Here is a 21,674-nt window from a genome sequence, read left to right on the forward strand (position 1 = left end):
TGAATAGATGCCATCTTTTTTATAAAAAAGTGCTAATATCATATTAAGTGAATAAAATTTAAGTTGTTATTTTTTAAGCAAATTTAATTTAAAATAAACATTGGTAGTCAGCAAATGATTAGTATGTTAGCAAATCTTTTTAAGTCGGTGCATGTTTGTTATTAAAAATACTATTGAATAAATATGCATTTTCTGCTTAATATGAATATATTCTGCTGATACCAGAAAATAAGGAAATAGAGCCATGCCCTTGCCAAGTAAGGCTTTACGATATGGCCAGTTAGTTTTTAAAAGCGCCGGAGAAGCGGTGCCTACCTCAGGCCATGAAGTTTTCAAGGTCGAGTTTATCGACACAGCTGGCGAGATAAAAAAAGGATTTTATAAACCTCTCGCTCCCTCATATCCACGAATACTAGCTCAGTATTCTGTTGCCAGTAGTGTTTTTATGAGCACTTTTGTCGATCGAGTAGCTGAAGAACGACTGGTGTTAAATGACCAAGATGAAGTTATTGGCACTATCTCAATTGCCATTCCTGACTTTAAACCTTTATTACAGTGGACTGATCCTACGCCTACTGATCCTCAAGAGAAAGAGTTAGTATGTCCTAGTGTAGAATCACTTCTTTTAGAAAATTTTGCTGAATTCATAGCCATATTACTTACAATTGGCGAAGATGACGAACACCCTAAAAATATATCAACTAAAGGATTAATTGATCGTGATATGAGCTTTTATGATATTACCTACATCATGAAAGGAGGACGATTAAGTGATAGTTTTTTAAAGGATCCACCAGAAATATTGATGCGTATAAGAGGAAGTCAATTAGATAATTTGCCTAACTCGCTGCCGGGAACTCATTCTCCAGCTCGCACAATTCCTGCAAATGGTAATGTCGCTAAGATTTATAAAAATTTTGCTGAGTTTCAAAAGCTGGCTACTAATCCAAGTCTTCTCACAGAAAAAGGCACTATTTCATTTCAAGATCAACTGTTTAATGCTTTCTTAAAGCAACTTATTCTTTTTGATCCCGAATTATTACGTGCTCGGCTGGAACATTATTTTGGGGATATTAAATTTGATTATTCCTGTCTAGATGAAAAGCAAAGATCTGAATTAAGACGAGTCCACCCAGCTTACTTTCAGCCAAGATTTGAAGGGCAAGAAACTTTTGTTGATCATATGATGAAGGTTTTATACGATCGTTATCAACAGTTATACAAAGCTGTTGTTTTCTACCCAGGCTGCCCTAAAAATGAAAGTGGCGCCTCCGTGGTATCTTTCAGTGATTATCTTCGTAATAAACCCTCTGCCATGGGACAGATCATGTCCCAAGTTGATAAGAAAAATGAGAAGATGAAAGAGGCTTGGGATGCTCATCAAAATGTCTCTGATAAAAAAAATGATGAGGATTTTATTTATATTAAAAAGTCCTCAGATAGGGACGCTTTTTTATTTAATCCTAAAGCTTGGTTTCAGCCAGTAAAAATAGAGCAGAGATATCATCAGGTTTGGCGGGATTCGCTTATTTTCTTAATTAAAGATAGTTTATCGCAAGCTAAGCAATTAACTAAAGATTTAATTGATGAATTAAGTATTAAGCCTATCGTTTTATCCCAAACTAACAAAACGAACATTACATTAGACGATCCAAAGTTAATTCAAGCGGCTCAACTTTTAGAAGAAAATGATCTAGATATCGATCCGAATACAACTGATTGTGATAAAGAAAATGGTATTTTATTAGGTTTGCGAGAGTTAATTAGCTTTAGAAAAAGTTTAAAAAAAGCTGCATTAGATTATTATAAGTTAGAGAGACATGAGCTTACTGCAGAGAAAAACCAGGAATTTTGTCGGCTTGTATCGGGTGCCATTGAGAAGTATGAAAATAAAATTTACCATTATTTAGGGGATCCACGTTGGTCCGGCTGGTCTAAAAAATTTGGTGAATTAATGAGTAAAATCTTAAATCTCTATGGTACTTTTAATTTCCAAAGACACCTAAGTTCTGTAGACGTACCTATTGAGAATAAGGTTAGGCATAATTATGCAGAACTGTTACAGATTCCTCATACACATGAAGCAGTCGTTTCAGAAGCAATTAAAGCCTTATTTGATTGGGTTAATAAATTAGATAAAGAAACGTTCAATGGTGCTATATCATCTATTATTACTGAATGCTATTCTGCAAGTTCATTAAATATTCTATCTAATCGCTATCGAGAAGAGCCAGTAACTCAATATTTAAAAACCAGTACAGATGATAATGCAAATAAATTGGCTTTTATATTAAGTTCTGGTGGGCATTCTAGTACTTCTTTAAATACTCAATTAATAAAACACCTAATGACATTGTTTGTTTCGAAAACGATAAGCTCTTATACGGTTAGTAGTATTGAAGATAAGACTTTAGGCGCCATAGATGTCAATTTAATCAGCGTTGAATATGCCTGTGAGCGTGGAAATTTTAATGAAAATATTTATACATTACATGCAATCAAATATGCTAAAGAAGATCCGAGATTTACACATTTATATTCGGATTCCTCATTCGCTCGTTTTAATAAATGGATGTATAAATGGGTAGATAGTTTAGATCGCTCAGCTTTTGAAGATATAATTAAAAAAGCACTAAGCCAATACCAACCGTATACGTGGAATTTATTTAGTAAAAGAAGTCGTAGTGAGGATATATATCAAGCATTAAAGGACAGAAACCATTCTAATGCAGGTATTCTTGCTAATATCTTTACGCAAGGTCAAATAAAAGATAACTCCTTTAATACAATTTTATTTAAGTTATTATTAAAGATAATGCAAACAACTATTTCTATTAGTAAAGGGCCTAATCTAGACGCACAATTGGTTATGCAAGTCGCTAGAGATGATACGCACATTCAATGTTATTTACGGTCGTTGGCAACTTATGCAAAAAATCAGACTTGGGAAGCGCGCCCTGCTTTAACAGGGCATCCTAAGCCTATCGAGACGAATGTAAATGTTTTATAAGCCTAAAGAATTAGTAGACCCATTTGTTAGGAGTTGAGTATTAGATTTAATTTGATAATTAACATCCTTAATAAGCTCTTTTAACTCTTTAACATCATTTGTAGTAGGCTCTAATTTAGTTTTTAGATTTTCTAAGGTATTGATATATGGTTGAATTTCATCATCCTTATCAGTACCTTCTATTATATGGGCCAAAATAGCTAGTTTATCAGCTGCAAGATTCAGTAACTTAGAAAATTTCTCCTTATTAATTTCTTCATAAGTTAAATTATTATGGTGAGCTTGCCATTTATCATAAAGAATTTTTAATATTAAAAGACTAATAGGTAATAGAAAAAGAAAACTAGCTATCCAGATCATAGATGAGTTATCTTGCCTATTAAATGTAGAGTTTGGATTAGCAGGAAGTGAAGGTCGATTAATAGGATAGCAAGACTTATGCGTTGTATTTAATTCAGGTAAAGGCCCATTAGTCGCTAACATATTAAGCTTAGCTCTGTCTGATTGGCTAAACAATGTGTTATGAGTTGACTTAAGAGCGAATGATTTTCCTGGAGGAAGTTGGCTACTTTGCCTATTTTGGCTGTTATCTGTATTTAATGAAAGGCTTAATTTTTTGGGTATTATGGGTAAACCCTGAGAAATACGTTGATGATTTACCCAAGCATGCATAGAATCTATAAGTTGCTCTATTAAATTTTTGACATCACTAATTAACTTAAGTTGTTCATTTTGATTTTTTTGCTGATTTAAATGATTAATAACTTGGTTAACTTGTCCGAGTAACTCATTACTGGCTAAATGTAAATCACTTGGCGTTGTTGAAAAGCGGGCAAGGTTATCTTGATTGGTAATAAAATTATCAATACGAGTTTGTTTATTTTTTGCAAATTTATCCCACCAAGTTAAATCTTGTTTTTCTTGAATATATTTATGGTACGCTTGTGTATTTGCCTCTAGAACGAGCAAAATATTCTTTTCTGATCGTTGAATGAATTGCTCTATACCTTGTAATAAATTATGCATTTCCTCACTAAATTGAATCATTGTAAATACTTCGCCTGCTCGATCAAATGTTTGTAAGAGCTTGTCTAAAATCATTTGAATACGAACGATTTCTTGTAGGTCAGCAATACCTTTACCATATGCTGCTTTTACTTCATTAGGTAAATTTTCTATAAACTTAAATTCCGGACAATTATCTAAGGTTTGCTCACTAACAGTGACTGGTAAAAGTGTAGGGTCTAGGGCAAACTCTGTTAACGCAGCCTGATTAACAGTCGCACAGGCTTTTGCAGCTAAGGTAGGAAATTGAGCATTGGAGTCTAAAGATTCACTATTAATAAAGAGCTCCCAATACGGATGTGGGTTAACAGGCTCTTCAGCTAAAGCAAAGTGCAAAATAATATGACGTAACTCTCCAACTTTATTAAGCTGAGATTTTACCGCATGAAGGCGTTTTTCTAATTGTTGAGTGATGAGATTATGGATAATTTCAGACTCGACTTTAACCTCAATACTATAGCGGCAATCTGCTAAAAATAATCGATCGCTTCCTGCTGTTGGAGGGATATGTATTTCTATAGCACGTAAATATTGCCGTAACAATTGTAACTGTTGGGCAACGTAAGTTGGATTATCAATCGTAGCTAATCGCTTTAATATTTGTACAGCGTCGAGCAAGACATAATTCATAGGTTGATTAAAATGCTCAGGTGCCAGACGACTATTCCGTATTAAGAGATAATCACCAATATTACGCATAAGTGTGCTTAATCCCGGCCAATTTAAACGTTGATTATCAATCAAGCCAATATGAAAATCATCCGAACTAAGTTCATGGCGCGGTCGAAATTCATTATTTAGAAACCAGGAGTTCTCATTTTCATTAATAAAGGCAACTTGTTTATCTTCTGCAAACCAGCTACTGCTTGTTTGTAATAAATCTGCATCAAGTCCGCTTGTAGCTCGCGCTGTAAGCACACGTTGTCTGAATAGTAATTCATTTGGTAGATAACAACTTTCATGATGAAGAGGCCAACCAAAAAGGCCAAATCTTGATTGAGCAGGCATAGGGCGGTAAGGTAGCTTATAGTGTCCTTCATGCATAAGACTCTCCTGATGATGTTAATTAAACATGCGGGTTTTCCTCTAAACAAATGAACAGGGATACTAAAATTTAATAAAATAATGCTTATTTATAGGTTTATATGCAAAAATTATGTGACTATGTTAATTATTATTCCTATGAACTGTCATTAATTTTAAAATTAATTCTATAATTAATTAGCCATAGATTTTTACGGTTGTAAATGCTTAAGTAAGGTAAACTTGCTGAGTAAGAATTAATCTAATGCTAACTATGTAGAGGAAATTGCTGATTTATATTTATAAAACATGACAAAGTGCTTTTTTTTCCGTTATGATGCCCTATACTTTAATTGATGTTTATTATGCTTGCTGATTATTTAAAAACCCTACCTCAATATTTTACACCAAAGCATGCTTTAACTAATTTTGCTGGTTTGCTTGCTGGTGTAAAAATTCCTGTAGTTAAAAATCACTTAATTCGTCAGTTTGTGCAAAAATATAATATCGTAATGAGTGATGCTTGCGAAGAAAATCCTCTAAATTATGCCTGTTTTAATGATTTTTTTATTCGGCAATTAAAACCTGAAAAAAGACCGTTAGCTGCAGCTGATATTGTTTCGCCTGTTGATGGTATTATAAGTGAGTTGGGTAAAATTAATAAAGGCCAAATATTACAAGCAAAAGGTCGTTATTATACTGTTCAGGAATTTTTAGCTTGTGATCGGAATCTAAGTGATCAATTTATTGAAGGGCGTTTTGCTACTTTATATTTGTCACCTAAAGACTATCATCGAGTGCATATGCCATTAAAAGCAACCTTGCTTAGTATGGTTTATATTCCAGGCAAATTATTCTCTGTGCAGCCAACAACGGCGCGGGTAGTTCGGAAATTGTTTGCTCGCAATGAACGACTGGTGACTTTTTACGAGACAGAGGTTGGTTTAATGGCCATGGTTTTAGTTGGAGCAACTATTGTTGGCGCTATTGGAACGAGTTGGCATGGAGAACTTGCACGTGCTAAAAAACAACAGCATTTTGATTATCGTAGCCATCCTAAAATACTCAATAAAGGGGATGAAATGGGCTACTTTAAATTAGGCTCAACAGTGGTGCTACTGTTTGCTAATGGTCAACAAGTAGACTGGCTTGATACAATTAAAGCAGGCAGTATTATTCAGTATGGGCAGGCTTTGGGGAAAATAAATAAAGCTTAGTTAATAAGAAAATGGTACCGAGAAGAGGACTCGAACCTCCACGGAGTTGCCTCCACTAGCACCTGAAGCTAGCGTGTCTACCAATTTCACCACCTCGGCATTTATGCAGCGTAAGTTACTGAAGAACCATAAAACTGTCAACCGCTATTCTAACTTTTTTAAAGTATAGCTCTGAATCAATATTTCTGAGCTGATCTAAAGATATTAGGGTAAACAGCATATCTTATTATAAAGAGTATATTTATAATAAATAAGCTAAGTATATAATATGGCTTATTGGAATAATTTATGATGCTGCTTGATTGGCTTTGTAAGGGTGTTGATACTTACTTCGCTTGTAAACCACAAACTAAACCACAAGCCGATATAATAAAGAAGGCTAAGTTAATTGCACACCGCGGTGCTCATAATCATCGGCAGTCTTGTCTAGAGAATACGGATATCGCTTTTGCGAAAGCACTTACCTTTGGTTGTTGGGGTATTGAATTTGATATACGAGCGACAGCAGATAAAAAACTTATTGTTAACCATGACCCCACTTTAAAGCGATTATGGAATAAGAATTTAACAATTAATGACTTATCCTTAAATGAACTTAGGCAAGCAGTACCTTTAGTACCGACACTTACGGAAGTAATTGAAAAGTACGGTAAAAAAATGCATTTATTTATCGAAATAAAAGCGCCTTTTTTTGAGGTGGAAGCGCTTATTCAAGAGTTAGAGTCACTTATTCCCATTCAAGATTATCATTTACTTGCTCTAGATGAAGCTATCTTTAGTCTAATTGAACACGCTTTTCCTAAAAAATCTCTCTTATTAGTTCCTCTGCATAATAATGTTGCTCATTTCTGCAATTTAAGCATACAAAAAGGATACGGAGGTGTTTTGCCTCATTATTTATTATTAAGGCAATCACAAATTAATCAATTACGTAAAGCGCACCAGAAAATAGGCGTAGGATTTATTGATTCAAAAAATTGCTTATATCGTGAATTAAATAGAGGTATTGAGTGGATTTTTAGTAATAATGTGGAGCAAGTAAGTGTTTATTTACAGGAATTACAACTAATGGTGTCAACTTAAGAGTTTTGTCATTTCCGCGCAGGCGGAAATCCATCCTAACACTTGCACTGGGCCTGCATATAAATGGATTCCCGCCTGCGCGGAAAGACCAAGTCGTCATATTCCTTAATTATATCCCCGTGAACAATTACATTTTTTATTTTGGCGCTATCATTTCCTCAGGTTTAACATATTCTTTAAATTGTTCTTCAGTTAGAAAACCGAGTTTAACCGCTGCATCGAGTAAAGAAGTATTCTCATGATGGGCTGTTTTTGCTATTTTTGCAGCTTTATCATAGCCAATATGCTGATTTAAAGCAGTAACAAGCATCAAAGAATTCTCTAAATAATAATTAATTTGTTCGCGATGCGCAGTCAATCCTTCTACACAAAATTCTCTAAACGAGCGGCAAGTACCTACTAAAAGATTGATAGAATGGAGGAAGTTAAAAATAATAACGGGTTTAAATACATTGAGTTCAAAGTTTCCTTGGCTACCAGCAACACCAACTGTCGTATCATTACCTATTACTTGAGCACAGACCATTGTCATGGCTTCACATTGGGTAGGGTTAACTTTGCCTGGCATGATAGAAGAACCAGGCTCATTTTCTGGTAAAATTAATTCACCGATTCCGCATCGAGGGCCTGAACCAAGCCAGCGAACATCATTAGCTATTTTCATTAATGCACATGCAAGTGTTTTTAAAGTACTATGCGCAATAACTAATGGCTCATGCGATGCTAAAGCAGCAAATTTGTTAGGCGCAGAAACAAAGGGTAAGCCGGTAATTGTTGCAATATGATCTGCAACTTTAGTAGCGAATTTTGGATGAGTATTAAGTCCTGTGCCTACTGCAGTACCACCAATTGCTAGTTCAAATAATTGAGGTAAAACAGCTTCAATCCAATGTAAGCAAGCATCAAGTTGCGCAACATAACCGGAGAATTCCTGACCTAAAGTGAGAGGGACTGCATCTTGTAAATGGGTGCGGCCAATTTTTACAATATCTTTAAACTCGTCTTGCTTGTGAACTAATGCATCACGTAAGCGGCGGACTTCTGGTAATAAATTATGATAAACAGCTAAAGCTGCTGCAATGTGCATAGCAGTCGGAAATGTATCATTAGATGATTGTGACATGTTGACCATATCATTGGGGTGAATAGGTGTCTTACTACCTAAAACGCCACCTGCCAACTCAATTGCTCGATTGGCAATAACTTCATTGACATTCATATTTGACTGAGTCCCACTACCTGTTTGCCAAACATGCAGTGGAAAATGATCATCTAAGAGACCTTGGCTGACTTCTTCCGCTGCTTGAATAATCAGTTTAGCCTTATCCTCTGATAATTTTCCTAATTCAACATTCGTAAGTGCTGCTGCTTTTTTTAAAATACCAAAGGCATGTATCACCTCGATAGGCATAATATCACGGCCAATATTAAAGTGATGAAGCGAGCGTTCAGTTTGAGCTCCCCAATAGCGATCCGCGGGGACAGCTATCTCGCCCATACTATCAGATTCTAAACGGGTAGTGTTCATGTCATTAATTCTCCCATAAAGCATTGACGCTTTGCAGCGCTTTTGTTTTAGCGTCATTTAAGAATGAAATAAATGGGCTCAAGGTAATTGGTAAGCTTTAATTTGTCAAATAGGGAATTAAATTAGACAAATTTAATTTAAGGCAAATAACATGCTGAGATAGTGAAATTGTATTAATATTAGCTTACTTTGGTAAAGGGCTTAACTAACTATTAACTTAGAAGAGGTAGGCAATAAATGTGATTATGACACTCGATAACCTCGCAGCAGAGCAAGTTAAGCAATGCATAGCTGCACTGGAAAGTATATTAAAAGACCATCTTCTTGGGGTCTATTTATATGGGTCAGCTATAATCGGTGGTTTGCAGAAATATAGTGATCTTGATTTATTTGTGGTTGCTAGCCGTTCTACTACTGCGAAAGATAAAGCTCAGTTAATTACTGAGTTACTGAAAATTTCAGGTATATATTTAAAGGGTATTAAGCGCTCTGTTGAGCTAACAATTGTTGTAAAATCTGAAATTAATCCATGGCGCTATCCGCCACTTTTTGATTTTCAATATGGCGAGTGGTTACGAAAAGAGTTTGAATCTGGTAATCATGTGCCTTGGTTAACTAACAAGATGCCAGATTTAGCTTTAATTATTACCCAAGTTATATTAGCCAGTAATATCTTGTTTGGACCTAATCCCACTCAATTATTACCTTATGTTCCTTATACAGATGTAATCAAGGCTAGTCTAGAGGCATTAGATATTTTAATTGTTGAACTTAATCATGATACAAGAAATGTATTGTTAACTTTAGCCCGTATTTGGTGTACGGTAAGCACCGCTACAATCCGCTCTAAACCTGATGCAGCTACGTGGGCTATTCAACATCTACCTAAAAACTATAAGTTAGTTATGCAGCGAGCTAGAGCAATTTGCTTAGGAAAAGAGCATGATTATTGGACTGATATTGAATTATTAGTTAGGTCGTGTGCTGATAAAATAGTTAGGAATATTAAACAACATAGTTCTTTATTAATGGTTGATAACTCAAAATCTATTAAAGTTATTAAATACTAAGTGATGAGCTCAGAAAATGGTAATTAAACTGAATCATCATTATTTTTTATTAGCATTATGTAAGTAGGTTAAATGGTGAGAAAAATACGCGTTTATCAAGCTGGTGAATATGAAATAGGTCAGCAAATTGAATTAAGTAGTGAAGCAGGACAGCATGTGGGGGTTGTCTTACGTATGCAGCCAGGTGAACGGTTAACTCTATTTTGTGGTAATAATTACGAATTTAATACGGAAATTGTTAGTGTTCATAAGAAAAAAGTTATAGTAAAAATTTTATCTAAACAAGAAGTCAATCGTGAATCGCCATGCTTAATTCATTTAGCGCAAGCTATTTCTAAAGGCGAACGTATGGAAATAGTGGTGCAAAAAGCTGTTGAGTTAGGCGTGGCAAGTATTACTCCTTTGATTACCGAGCATTGTGCAGTCAAGGTCGATTCAGAGCGGTTTGAGAAAAAGCGTTTGCAATGGCAAGCTATCGCTATTTCTGCTTGTGAACAGTCCGGCAGAAATAAAATACCAAAAATTAACCCAATCATTTCTTTGCAACAATATTTAAGACAGCCCCTGCCTAAATTAAATGTTGTTCTTACTCCTGATGCTATGCAAAATTGGAAAGGTTTAGAGCAAAAAATACCTGAGATTGGGCTTATCATTGGGCCTGAAGGTGGATTAAGTACTATTGAGTTAGATTATCTTATTAAACAGCAATTTCTACCTATGAGTCTAGGCCCTCGTATCCTGCGGACAGAAACGGCAGCAATTGTTGCATTAAGTGTGTTGCAAGCGGTTTGTGGTGATCTATAATGGTTAACAGCAACTTTAATTTAGCGAGGGTTTCTTTATGAGTGATAATATTAAAACTGTTACTGATGCAAATTTTGAGCAAGAGGTTCTTAAATCAAGCAAGCCTGTTCTTGTTGATTTTTGGGCTGAATGGTGTGGTCCTTGCCGCGCTTTGACGCCAATTTTAGAAGAAGTGGCCGCCAATCATGGTGAAAATGTTACCTTCGCTAAAATTAATATCGATGAAAATCCTAGAATGCCCTCACAATATGGGGTTATGAGTATACCGACTCTTATCCTTTTTAAAAATGGGCAAGTTGAAGCCGTTAAAATGGGCCTTTTATCTAAATCACAGTTAAGTGCATTCATTGAAAGTAATAGTTAATAATTTAGCCATTTGGTTATTCCCGTTTAAAGACGGGAATAATTTAGCATTTTCTCAAAATTTTTAATCATTTTTATTTAAATTCAACCGCTTAATTCTTAATTTTCTTATTTTTCACTAGTTAAACATGCTCTAAAAATAATGCCAATGTATAAGTGATGATTAATTTTTAATTGACGTAGATTAAACATACGTGTAGTTTTTAGGCATTTTGTTAACGGTAAATTAAAGGAGTAACATGCTTTTTGACTTAAAGAAATTTAAATTACTTTGTGTGTTGCTGGTTGTAATTTTATTTCCATTGTTAGCTGGTCAATACATACCAACTGAAATTAAATCAATCAGTTATGCACTTAGTCTAAGTATGAAAACGATACTTGAATTTTTCATGCCCTTCATTATTTTTAGTTTTGTTTTTTCTTGCTTAGCTAACTTACAAAAGGGTGCGTTCCTTTTTGTTTGTTTATTAATTACTTGTGTATTTATTTCAAATTTTACAGCGTTAATGGTTGGTTACACTGCCGGATCTGTAGGCCTTGAGTTTTTTCATTTTAAAGCCCAAGCTACAACAACAGCCACCCAATTATTACCAGCTTGGCAACTTCATTTGAAAAAGCTAATTTCTAATGATATTGCTCTTTTAATTGGATTTTTTACAGGTATTTTCTTTTCACTATGGCCAACAACTTGGTCTAAGCAAATGGGAGTCGTATTAAATAGATTAGCCAATAACTTCTTAAAAAAGGTATTTATTCCTTTATTACCTGTCTTTATTTTAGGTTTTCTATTTAAGTTGGAACACGAGCAAGTTTTACATACCTCTTTGCATCTCTATGGTCCAATATTGATTTTAATTATACTTACGCACTGGCTGTACTTAAGTTTTTGGTATCTTATGGCTAGCCAAGGTAAATTTAAACAATTCATTTTTTATTTAAAAAATGTTTTACCAGCTACTTTAACAGGACTAAGTACAATATCTAGTGCTGCGGCTATGCCAGTACTATTATTATCAACAGAGAAAAATCTTAATGCAGAAAAAGCTAGAATGCTCGTGCCTGCCATTATCAATATTCACACAATTGGCAGTGCCATTGGTATACCTATTTTAGCGCTAGCGACTTTATCAACATTTCATATGCCGCTACCATCTTTATCAACCTTTGTTATCTTTGCATTTTATACAGCACTAGCAAAATATGCAGTTGCCGCTGTGCCTGGTGGGGTAATTATTGTAGTAGCACCTATTTTAGAAGCACACTTAGGCTTTTCTAATGAAATGATCGGTTTAATTACGGCTATTTATTTGCTATGTGATCCCTTTGGTACAGCTGCTAATGTAACTGGGAATGGTATTTTTCCTATTTTATTTACCAAGCTTTATGAAAAGCTTAGTAACATTAAATTACCAGCTACGCCAGGTACTCGAAAAATATTGGTATTAAACAAAAATTAATAAAGACAAAAATAGTGTTTATCATTTACCGCAGGTAACCTGCGGTACCTTGTCTAGCTAGAAAGTTGAGTTTCTTTTAAAATTTTAATCCTTTACAGCAGGTCTTCAAATTATAATGGGCTTTGCTTAAAGGTAATGTAACAACATTGAACATGAAAGAGCATCATTATCAAGACTTAATTACCATCTTTAATGCCTGTTTTGCACAGAAGTATAATACTCAATTAATAAAGGGCATAGATGAGCCTATTTATCTTCCAGCTGATCAAAGTCGCTCATATCATGCTATTTATTTTGCGCATGGCTTTTTTAGTAGTGCTCTCCATGAATGTGCTCACTGGTTAATTGCTGGCAAAGAGCGGCGATCATTAGTGGATTATGGCTATTGGTATATTCCTGATGGCCGTACCCCTGACCAACAGGCGCTCTTTCAGCAAGTTGAAGTTAAACCACAAGCGCTTGAATGGATTTTATCAGTAGCAGCGGGCTATCGATTTCATTTTAGTATTGATAATTTAAATGGGGTTTGTGTTGATATAGAGAATTTTAAACAAGCAGTTTATGATCAGGTAATGATTTATTGCAAACAAGGTTTAGCTAAGCGAGCTAATCTATTTCGTTTAGCTTTGTGTCATTTTTATCAGACTCCGCTAGAGCTCAATAGCCAGCGATTTAGGCTTAGACAGTAATAGTAAATTTAATTATTAGTTTTATTAATTTGAATGGCTACATCCGTTTGATTTACTGATGAATTGGCTGAAGATGTGAAGAACTTACCATAAGATTTTACTGAGTGTAAATTTCTAAAGTCTTCTAAAGACGATAGCTCTTTAAATGCTTCTAAAGTTAATTCATCGCTTAAAAAAGCTGCAACAATGGTTGGATCCTGCAGCTCAATACGTTTTCCTAAGGGAAGTGCTTCTATGTCGCTTATAGTTAATTTTCCTTTGTCGATTAGCCCGTATATATTAGGATTTTTAACTATTTCAATCATACTTGAAGCACATAGTTGTTTAAATTTATCGATACGAAGCTTTCCTGTTTCTAACAAGTCAATAACTGTAAAATTAATTTTCTTAAACTCATCGTCAGTAAGGCTAACTAAGTCTAATAAGGGTAGTTTCTCTTTCTCAATCAACTTTAGTAAGTCGTCGCTTCTCACTTTTACTACTTCTACTAGGAAATTAATCCTCTTTAAAATCTTATCCATTTTCTCTGTAAAGGGACTAAAACCTAAGTGCCCCTCTCTTATGGCTTTAATTAATATAGAGTAATACTGTCTATTATTTTCTAATAATAACGAGACTTCTTTAGTGAAAAGGAAAGGTTTAGTGCCTTGAGATAACTGAAGGTATCTACCTTGCTTTTCAAATTTGACATCATTTGAATTTTGAGCGAGTAAATTAAAATATTGAGACATAACAATTGCAACTTGCCTAGCAGGAGAAGGCTCGTTCTCAAGGGCTTGTTTATTTTTTTGAATACAATTAATCATGTCTTTGTAAAAAGTACCTTCCGGAAAAGCACTCTCATCAATCGAAAAAATTTGCCAATTTTTTTTATTTAATACGATATCTATCACGAGCAACCAAGTAGTTTCAATAAAAGGTGAGTCTGTAAATAACCCCATAGGTCTGACTTCAGTGTAGACCTTGGCATTCAGTAGCCTAGAAAAAGTTTGTGTTCTTGCCTGTGGTGAGGTTTGATTTCGGAAAGCCTGTGTTTCATTTAAAAACTCACCAACCTCCATATCTAAGGTATCCCAAATTTCTTTTGACCATTTGATGTCTGTTTTTGCTCGAACTACATCGATTGCTTGTAATAAGGCTTCAAAAGCAAAGTCTGGAATAGTGGAAATAAGTCTGCGGTGAGCTTCATCATGTAAAGTAAGAAAGAAAACCCGAGCGATAACTTTATGAAAAGAAGTTTCATCTTCTACGCCTGGATAGGCTGTTGATGCATAACGCCCATAATTTCTAATAGAGCGTTCAATATCATCAATATTAAATCTGCCTATACTTGCATAAAGTGATTTAGCATGGGTATCGTAAATAGCTTTGGTTAAGGCGTCTCTCGCACCTGCACTAAATACAACAATAGGGTAAAATTCCTCTTCTTTTTCTCCTTCTTCTAGCTCGTCTGTTAATTCTACAAAAGGAGTATATTCTCGCTCAATTACAGGTGTAGGCGATTTTAGTATTATTTTAATATTATTACTGAGCTGTAAAAGCCCATTAAGCCGCTCAGTATTTTCATCATTATTTTGCAGTAAAGAGCGAGGAATGTTAACAACAAAAAAACATTGATCTGAACTAGGTTTTTCTTTAAGTAAACTTAAAAACCTTTTTTTTTCTTCCGAAGACAAAAAATGAGGTAATAGTGCCTGAGCTTCTTGTGTTAAGCAGTTATTTTTATCAAAAAAAGCTCAACCCGTACTTTGTTGCGCGTAGAAGCAGAAGCAGCAAAACCTAACCTCATTTCTCTAAATTCAAGAATACTACCCAATTGCTCTCGTGGAATACTACCCTCTAAAAATGCGTAAGCTGCAGCTTGGGCTAATTGATCAACATTCCCATTAAAATTTTTATTTAAAATTTGATTATAAGAGTAGCCTTTTGCTAATTTAGCAACGAGCTCCAAAGGTTTTGCTAAATCTAGATCTTTAAAAGAAAGTAGGTTGGTTCTAAAAAAGTCTCTTGCTTCTTTAGATTCAGCAATCAATTTTTCAATCACTTGAGCTTCGGTAGACATATTTAATTCTAAAACAGTAATTATAAATAGAATTTTAGTAAAATTATGCTATGGATGGCAAATTAATGTCATTTTTGTTATTTTTTTGATCTATTAAGTGATCGTAAGGAGAGAATAAAAATACAATGGTTCTGGCTATGTATGTTTAGAAAAATAGCTATTATACTGCAAATGATAATTTTTTTTTATTTAAGTTGGAAAATTAATGTAAACAACTGGATCTCCCTTAAAAGCTGTGTTAGGCTAAATATGTGGCCGTTTCCAACAGGTCGGCAATTTCAAGTTACCTCTTTATTGATATCCCTGCTAATTAGGCCAATACATTTGGTAACTAGCATTGGCAATGAAGCCTGTTGACGACAACTTTCCACGTTGATCTTCCTAATTAAATTTTCTCGGAATCCCATTTCGTTTAAACAAATAATACATCAAGTGAGTAGTATGAATCTTAGAGAACTTAAGCAATTACCTATTGCCGATCTTGTTAACATAGCTCAGGAAATGGGAGTTGAAAATACTTCCAGCAAACGTAAACAAGATATTTTATTTGCAATTCTAAAAGCACACGCTAGTAAAGGTGAGGACATCCTCGGTGGGGGTGTTTTAGAAGTATTACCAGATGGTTTTGGTTTTTTACGTTCTGAAGACGACTCGTACTTAGCTGGCCCTGATGATACCTACGTATCGCCTAGTCAAATTCGCCGCTTTGGACTTAGAACGGGTGATACGGTTTATGGCAAAATTCGCCCGCCAAAAGATAATGAACGTTATTTTGCTTTATTAAAAGTCGATCAAATCAATTTTGATGCACCAGACAGCACAAAGCGTAAAATATTATTTGAAAATCTAACACCTCTTTTTGCAAATCAACGCCTAGTTATGGAGCAAGGTAATGGTAGCTCAGAAGATTTAACAGCTCGCGTGGTTGATTTGTGTGCGCCTTTTGGCCGTGGCCAGCGTGGATTAATTGTTTCACCACCTAAAGCTGGTAAAACATTAATGCTACAAAATTTAGCTCATTCGATTGAAAAGAGTTACCCAGATTGTCACTTAATTGTATTATTAATTGATGAGCGCCCTGAAGAAGTAACTGAAATGCAACGTTCAGTTAAAGGTGAGGTTGTTGCAAGTACGTTTGACGAGCCTGCTAATCGTCATGTTCAAGTGGCAGAAATGGTCATTGAAAAAGCAAAACGCTTAGTTGAACATAAACGAGATGTCGTTATTTTACTTGATTCGATTACCCGTTTAGCACGAGCTTACAATACGGTTATTCCCTCATCAGGTAAAGTTCTAACGGGTGGTGTGGATGCAAATGCGCTGCAAAGACCAAAACGACTGTATGGTGCAGCACGTAATATTGAAGAAGGTGGTAGCTTAACAATTATTGCTACGGCTCTAGTAGATACGGGCTCTAAAATGGATGAAGTTATCTATGAAGAGTTTAAAGGTACGGGTAATATGGAAATTCATTTAAGCCGTAATATCGCCGAACGTCGTGTTTTCCCCGCCATTAATATTAATCGTTCTGGAACACGCCGTGAAGATCTCTTATTAAGTCCTGAAGAGTTACAACGTACATGGATTTTACGTAAAATTCTCCAATCTATGGATGAGTGTGATGCTATTGAATTCTTGCTTGAGAGAATGAAAAATCATAAAACCAATGCAGAATTCTTTGAAGCAATGAAGCGCCAGGAATAATTAGCTTTACTAATTAGACCATTCATAAGATGCCAAGGAAGTAAAGTTTCTTGGCATTCTATTAAGACATCCTCAATTCTTTAATTATTTTAAAGATTGGCCAACTGCCTGCTCGATAAATAATCTTTTTAGAGGGGTAAATTGATTACAAAAGGTTAAGCCAACTTGGCGAAGAGTAACAATTGGAGGTAAAGGATTGGCGAATAATGTTTTCAACCCGCCCATTAGCGCAATGACTTGCCAGACAGCGTATTTTCGCTCTCTCTGATAAGCAGTTAATGCTTTAGTTGAAAAACTTTTATTAGCGCTTTTATCTAGACAATTTAACCAAGTTGTAATGTCTGCTAAACCTACATTTAATCCTAAACCAGCTAAGGGATGAATAGTATGCGCAGCATCACCTAACAATAGCCAATTTTTTCCTACATATTGCTTGGTATGACGCATAATTAAAGGAAATTGATGCCGCATGCTAACAACACGCACTTGCCCTAATTTATAAGCAAATGCTTTGCTAAGTACTTCGTTAAAGGTTTCATTTTCTAAAGCTATTAGTTGATTAACTTGCTGTGGCGTTGTTGACCAAACAATGGAACATAAATTTTTATCAACTAAAGGTAAAAAGGCCAGCGGGCCATCTGGATTAAATACTTGGTAAGCGGTTTCTTGATGCGGTTTTTCCGTCCGTACAGTTGTCACTAAAGCATGTTGATGGTAAGGCCAGCTTGTAACCTGAGCGCCTAACATTTTACGAATAGGTGAATTAGCACCATCAGTAACTAGTAGTAATTTACTTCGCCATATTTCATCATTGCTTGTAAGTGTAATGGGTTGGGATTTGCTATTTACTTGCGTAATTTTATGCCTAGGAAATAAGGTCACTTTTTGCTCTTTTGCTAAACGTTTTAAAAGTGCATTTTTAATAATAGTTTCTTCTATAATGGTCCCTAAGTTAGGGCTGGCAATGAGACGTGCATCAAACTCAATACAGGCTAAAGTGACCGCATCCCAAACATGCATATGCAGGTAAGGCGAAACCCGGGATTGATCGATTAATTCCCAGGCACCTAATTGTGTAAGTAGGTGTTGTGACGCATGATTAATTGCATAAACACGTAGATCTGGTTTTGCTAATGAATTTATTTCCAAATCCCCGGCGTCAAGGAGGGCTACTGAGAAATTACGTTGTGCCATAGCTAGAGCTGCAGTCAAACCAATAACGCCTCCACCAGCGACAATAACATCAAATTGATGTGACTTCATTCTACCCTCACATTATAAATCAATACCGCACACTAAATCAGGAGCTACCCCTGCAAAACCTCGAGCATGATGTGTAAGAATTTTCTTTAATAGATTACTATTGTCAAATATCGACAAACCAATACTACGTAGACAGCCTAGTCCAGGTAGTTTAGACGTAAATAGCTCAACTAGGTCGTTCGTTGCCCGGGAGATTATTTGTTGGTCGTATTGACGCATTGCCTGATATTTTTCGAGCATTGCAGAAGTTAATCCATATTGAACAATACATTGAGCTAAGGCCGCTATATCCCGTAAACTTAAATTAAAACCTTGGCCTGCTACTGGATGGAGTGTGTGCGCTGCATTGCCAATGAAAACGAGCGGCCAAGCAATAGCGTTGGGCATAATAACTTGTTTTAACGGATAAAGTGTGCGGTGACCTACTTTTTTAAATTGTCCTAATTTATAGCCAAAAACTTGTTGTAAATGGGCTAGAAAAGCAGAGTCAGTAAGTTTACTAATACGATCGGCTTCATTCGGGCTTAATGCCCAAACCATAGACATACGCTGTTTGGTAATAGGCAATAAAGCCAACGGCCCAGATTGAGTAAAGCGCTCGTAAGCATCATTTTTGTGAGGACGGGCTAAACCGATATTAGTCACAATGGCTTGCTGTAAATAATCTTTAATTTTAAGGCCCTGTTCAAGGTTTGCTAATTGCCGTATTTTTGATTGGGAACCATCTGCTGCAACAATTAATTTAGCTTTAATTAATAATTGTTCATTAGCGTAATGAATTGCGACTGCTGGTGCTAATTTATTAAGGCTAATTAACTGTGCCGGTGCAAAAATAGAATGATGGTTGATAGCTTGATGAAACGCGCGATTAATATGTTGCATTTCCACAACATAACCTAAAGGCTGATTATCTTTACGATTTAATTGAGCTTTACCGAAACGACCTTGTTCAGAAATATGAATCTTATGGATAGGTGTTACTTCTTGCTCAAGAAGAGGCCATATTTTAAGCGTTTGTAAAATGCGCATACTTGCAGGTGATAAGGCAAGCGTACGCGCATCAAAGTTAGGTTGAACCGTGTTTGAAAAGGGAGAGGACTCAATGAGTAAACAATCGAAGCCTCTGCGAGTTAAGGCTATATGCAATGCAGCACCAGCAAGCCCACCACCAATAATTAAAATATCAACTTGTTTTTCATTCACGCATTAAGGCCTCTATATCGATGATATCAACTGGAAGGGTACCAGTTAAATTATAATGACCAGTTTTAGTCACTAAAATATCATCTTCAATCCTAACGCCAATATTCCACCATTGTTTATCAACATTAGGTACATTAGCGCTAATATAGAGGCCAGGTTCAACAGTTAAAACCATACCTGGTTCTAATAGACGCCATTCGTTATTCACTTTATATGTGCCACTGTCATGTACATCTAGACCTAACCAATGTCCTGAATTATGCATGTAAAATTGCTTATAGGCCCCTTCAGCAATTAATGCTTTTACATCACCACGTAAAATACCTAGATTACACAATCCTTCTGTTAAAATAGCAACCATCGTTTCTTGAATGGTTGGCCAAGCTACACCTGGTTTAATACATGCAATACCAGCTTTTTGTGCTTTTAACACTAACTCGTAAATTGCACGCTGTGGCTCACTAAATCGTCCATTAATTGGAAATGTTCGGGTGATATCTGAAGCATAATTTTCAAATTCACAACCAGCATCAACTAAAACTAAATCGCCCGATTTAAGAGGTTGGTTATTCTGGGTATAATGCAAGACACATGTATTCTCACCACCTCCCACAATAGGTACATAAGCAACACTATTAGCACCTTGACGATTAAATTCGTAGAGTAATTCTGCTTCAAGTTGATATTCATTTTTTAATAGACAGCAAACTTGCATAGCTCGTTTATGCGCAGCAACAGAAATTTCCGCAGCTTTCTGCATAACAGCTATTTCAGCATCGCTTTTAAATAAGCGCATTTCACTAATTAAGGGTTCGATATCATGTATATTATCTGGCGGTTTTGTACCTCGTCTCACTTGTGCTTTTAATTCCTTTACTGCATGTAAAATCATCCCATCTAAAATTTTGTTGCGGCCAATTTCATAGAATAGAGATGTTTTATTGGCTAATAGTTCTGGTAACTGGCTTTTAAACTTTTCTATAGGAAATGCTTCATCTATATTTAGGTATTGGCAGGCCCCATCTTGGCCTAACCGTTTTCCAGTCCATAACTCTTCTTCTGGATGACGAGATTGATTAAATAGGTAACTTTTACCAGATTGGCCCGCAAATAAAATTAGCATGGCATTAGGTTCGTTAAATCCTGTTAAATAGTAAAAATTACTGGCTTGCCGAAAGCGATAATGGGTATCACCGTTACGAAATATTTCTTGAGCGGATGCAATAATAGCCACAGCGCCTTCAGGCAGCTGCTGAGTAAGTTTGCATCGACGTTGTTGATATTCCTCTTGAGTTATCATTAAAAAATTCCTTCAGTGTTTAGCGCGCTCATCAGTAGAATGAAGATTATGAAAATCTTCACTCAAGCGCAAGACGGCCATACGAGTATATTCACTAATGTCCACCAGCGCTTTTTCATCTTCTTCACTAACATCTACATTGTCATAATCAAGTTGAGCAAATTGAACAATATGTTGTAAGGCTTCCCGTGAATCCTCTTCATCAAGAAGTTCATAATTAATGCCAGATAAAGTAATGCCTTGTGTAAAACCCTCACACCATTGGCTAAAAGCCTGAGCTCTCTCTATTAGCGGTGACTCTTCCTCAGGTAAAAGTAATTGAAAGGTAAAATCAAGGTTCATAATTTGCTGTTGGGTTGCTGTATAAGTATCGAAAATGGCCATAGCAGCTGCACGGGTAAATTCATCTTTTTTAGTTTGTAGTGTTAAAGCTTGCAGATAACTTTCAGCCTTTTCGGCGGCCCCTGCACAAAGATAGCCGCAGATAATGCCATGTAATTCACTACTGGATATAGGTAGAGAAAGTATTGCGATTTTATTAACGAAATCTTGATAAATGGGTAAGCGCGCAAGATTAGTCTCTGCTGACATATTGATACTCTTAAAATAAATTACTAATAATAGCTTAATTGTCGGAACAAGCCAAAATTGTTACTATTTAAAGAATAGCATTTGGTTAGAGCAGGATAAATTGAAAAAAGGCTAAATAAGCTGATTTTCTTGATACCTATGCCCTGTGGGATCCAAGGATAGAGTGGGTGCTGGATTCCGCGGCTAAACCGCGGAACGTAGGCGAGATTAAATAAATTGTTTTTTTATACCTACGTCCCCCC

General features: G+C 35.6%; 17 protein-coding genes and 1 tRNA gene. 9 read left to right on the forward strand and 9 right to left on the reverse strand.

Annotated features, from left to right (window positions below; all coding sequences use genetic code 11):
• The first annotated feature begins 244 nt into the window (after positions 1 to 244).
• Positions 245 to 3,010 (forward strand): hypothetical protein, encoded by a 2,766-nt coding sequence (locus E1P04_RS05760; protein WP_131781977.1) that lies wholly within the window; start codon positions 245 to 247, stop codon positions 3,008 to 3,010.
• Here E1P04_RS05760 and E1P04_RS05765 read toward each other — a convergent pair.
• Positions 3,005 to 5,119 carry a hypothetical protein gene (locus E1P04_RS05765; RefSeq protein WP_131781978.1) on the reverse strand — a complete coding sequence of 705 codons (2,115 nt, stop codon included), beginning with the start codon at positions 5,117 to 5,119 and terminating at the stop codon, positions 3,005 to 3,007. The genes E1P04_RS05760 and E1P04_RS05765 overlap by 6 nt on opposite strands.
• Positions 5,120 to 5,463: 344 nt before the next feature.
• Here E1P04_RS05765 and asd point away from each other — a divergent pair, with 344 nt between their 5' ends.
• Entirely contained in the window at positions 5,464 to 6,315 is an 852-nt protein-coding gene (gene asd, locus E1P04_RS05770) for an archaetidylserine decarboxylase (protein ID WP_131781979.1), read from the forward strand.
• Positions 6,316 to 6,327: 12 nt separating this feature from the next.
• On the opposite strand, the gene E1P04_RS05775 is transcribed toward asd, so the two are convergent.
• Positions 6,328 to 6,414, reverse strand: a tRNA-Leu gene (locus tag E1P04_RS05775).
• A gap of 192 nt (positions 6,415 to 6,606) precedes the next feature.
• On the opposite strand from E1P04_RS05775, the gene E1P04_RS05780 reads away from it, so the two are divergent.
• Positions 6,607 to 7,398 (forward strand): glycerophosphodiester phosphodiesterase, encoded by a 792-nt coding sequence (locus E1P04_RS05780; protein ID WP_131782209.1) that lies wholly within the window; start codon positions 6,607 to 6,609, stop codon positions 7,396 to 7,398.
• 136 nt (positions 7,399 to 7,534) lie between these two features.
• Here the strand turns inward: E1P04_RS05780 and fumC are convergent, their stop codons facing one another.
• Entirely contained in the window at positions 7,535 to 8,926 is a 1,392-nt protein-coding gene (fumC, locus tag E1P04_RS05785; RefSeq protein WP_131781980.1) for a class II fumarate hydratase, read from the reverse strand.
• A 245-nt stretch (positions 8,927 to 9,171) separates the two neighbouring features.
• Here fumC and E1P04_RS05790 point away from each other — a divergent pair, with 245 nt between their 5' ends.
• From E1P04_RS05790 to E1P04_RS05810, 5 genes are all read left to right on the forward strand, one after another.
• Positions 9,172 to 9,996, forward strand: coding sequence for an aminoglycoside adenylyltransferase domain-containing protein (locus E1P04_RS05790; protein ID WP_131782210.1), 825 nt, complete (start codon positions 9,172 to 9,174; stop codon positions 9,994 to 9,996).
• A 75-nt stretch (positions 9,997 to 10,071) separates the two neighbouring features.
• A complete protein-coding gene (locus E1P04_RS05795) occupies positions 10,072 to 10,800 on the forward strand; it encodes a 16S rRNA (uracil(1498)-N(3))-methyltransferase (protein WP_131782211.1) in 729 nt (242 codons plus the stop codon).
• A gap of 37 nt (positions 10,801 to 10,837) precedes the next feature.
• The gene (gene trxA / locus E1P04_RS05800) at positions 10,838 to 11,164 is read left to right on the forward strand and encodes a thioredoxin (RefSeq protein WP_115329452.1); all 327 of its coding nucleotides are present in this window, start codon (positions 10,838 to 10,840) and stop codon (positions 11,162 to 11,164) included.
• A gap of 238 nt (positions 11,165 to 11,402) precedes the next feature.
• The gene (locus tag E1P04_RS05805) at positions 11,403 to 12,620 is read left to right on the forward strand and encodes a cation:dicarboxylate symporter family transporter (protein WP_131781981.1); all 1,218 of its coding nucleotides are present in this window, start codon (positions 11,403 to 11,405) and stop codon (positions 12,618 to 12,620) included.
• Positions 12,621 to 12,772: 152 nt separating this feature from the next.
• The gene (locus E1P04_RS05810; protein ID WP_131781982.1) at positions 12,773 to 13,309 is read left to right on the forward strand and encodes an elongation factor P hydroxylase; all 537 of its coding nucleotides are present in this window, start codon (positions 12,773 to 12,775) and stop codon (positions 13,307 to 13,309) included.
• Between the two features lie 8 nt (positions 13,310 to 13,317).
• On the opposite strand, the gene E1P04_RS05815 is transcribed toward E1P04_RS05810, so the two are convergent.
• Together E1P04_RS05815 and E1P04_RS05820 are read right to left on the reverse strand one after the other, a co-directional pair.
• Positions 13,318 to 14,985, reverse strand: a complete 1,668-nt coding sequence (locus tag E1P04_RS05815) for a hypothetical protein (RefSeq protein ID WP_131781983.1) — start codon at positions 14,983 to 14,985, stop codon at positions 13,318 to 13,320.
• A 32-nt stretch (positions 14,986 to 15,017) separates the two neighbouring features.
• A complete protein-coding gene (locus E1P04_RS05820; RefSeq protein WP_131781984.1) occupies positions 15,018 to 15,371 on the reverse strand; it encodes a hypothetical protein in 354 nt (117 codons plus the stop codon).
• 441 nt (positions 15,372 to 15,812) lie between these two features.
• On the opposite strand from E1P04_RS05820, the gene rho reads away from it, so the two are divergent.
• Positions 15,813 to 17,075, forward strand: a complete 1,263-nt coding sequence (gene rho, locus E1P04_RS05825; RefSeq protein ID WP_131781985.1) for a transcription termination factor Rho — start codon at positions 15,813 to 15,815, stop codon at positions 17,073 to 17,075.
• A gap of 84 nt (positions 17,076 to 17,159) precedes the next feature.
• Here rho and E1P04_RS05830 read toward each other — a convergent pair whose 3' ends face one another.
• From E1P04_RS05830 to E1P04_RS05845, 4 genes are read right to left on the reverse strand one after another with little or no spacing between them, the layout of a single operon-like run.
• Positions 17,160 to 18,338 carry an FAD-dependent monooxygenase gene (locus E1P04_RS05830; RefSeq protein ID WP_131781986.1) on the reverse strand — a complete coding sequence of 393 codons (1,179 nt, stop codon included), beginning with the start codon at positions 18,336 to 18,338 and terminating at the stop codon, positions 17,160 to 17,162.
• Between the two features lie 12 nt (positions 18,339 to 18,350).
• Complete coding sequence (locus E1P04_RS05835) at positions 18,351 to 19,541, reverse strand: FAD-dependent monooxygenase (RefSeq protein ID WP_131781987.1); 1,191 nt, start codon at positions 19,539 to 19,541, stop codon at positions 18,351 to 18,353.
• Positions 19,534 to 20,841, reverse strand: coding sequence for a Xaa-Pro aminopeptidase (pepP, locus tag E1P04_RS05840; RefSeq protein WP_131781988.1), 1,308 nt, complete (start codon positions 20,839 to 20,841; stop codon positions 19,534 to 19,536). The genes E1P04_RS05835 and pepP overlap by 8 nt, the downstream gene beginning before the upstream one ends.
• Positions 20,842 to 20,853: 12 nt before the next feature.
• Positions 20,854 to 21,432, reverse strand: coding sequence for a UPF0149 family protein (locus E1P04_RS05845; RefSeq protein WP_131781989.1), 579 nt, complete (start codon positions 21,430 to 21,432; stop codon positions 20,854 to 20,856).
• Positions 21,433 to 21,674: the final 242 nt, after the last annotated feature.

This window comes from Legionella gresilensis, from assembly GCF_900639865.1.
In the GTDB taxonomy this organism is placed as follows: Bacteria; Pseudomonadota; Gammaproteobacteria; order Legionellales; family Legionellaceae; genus Legionella_C; species Legionella_C gresilensis.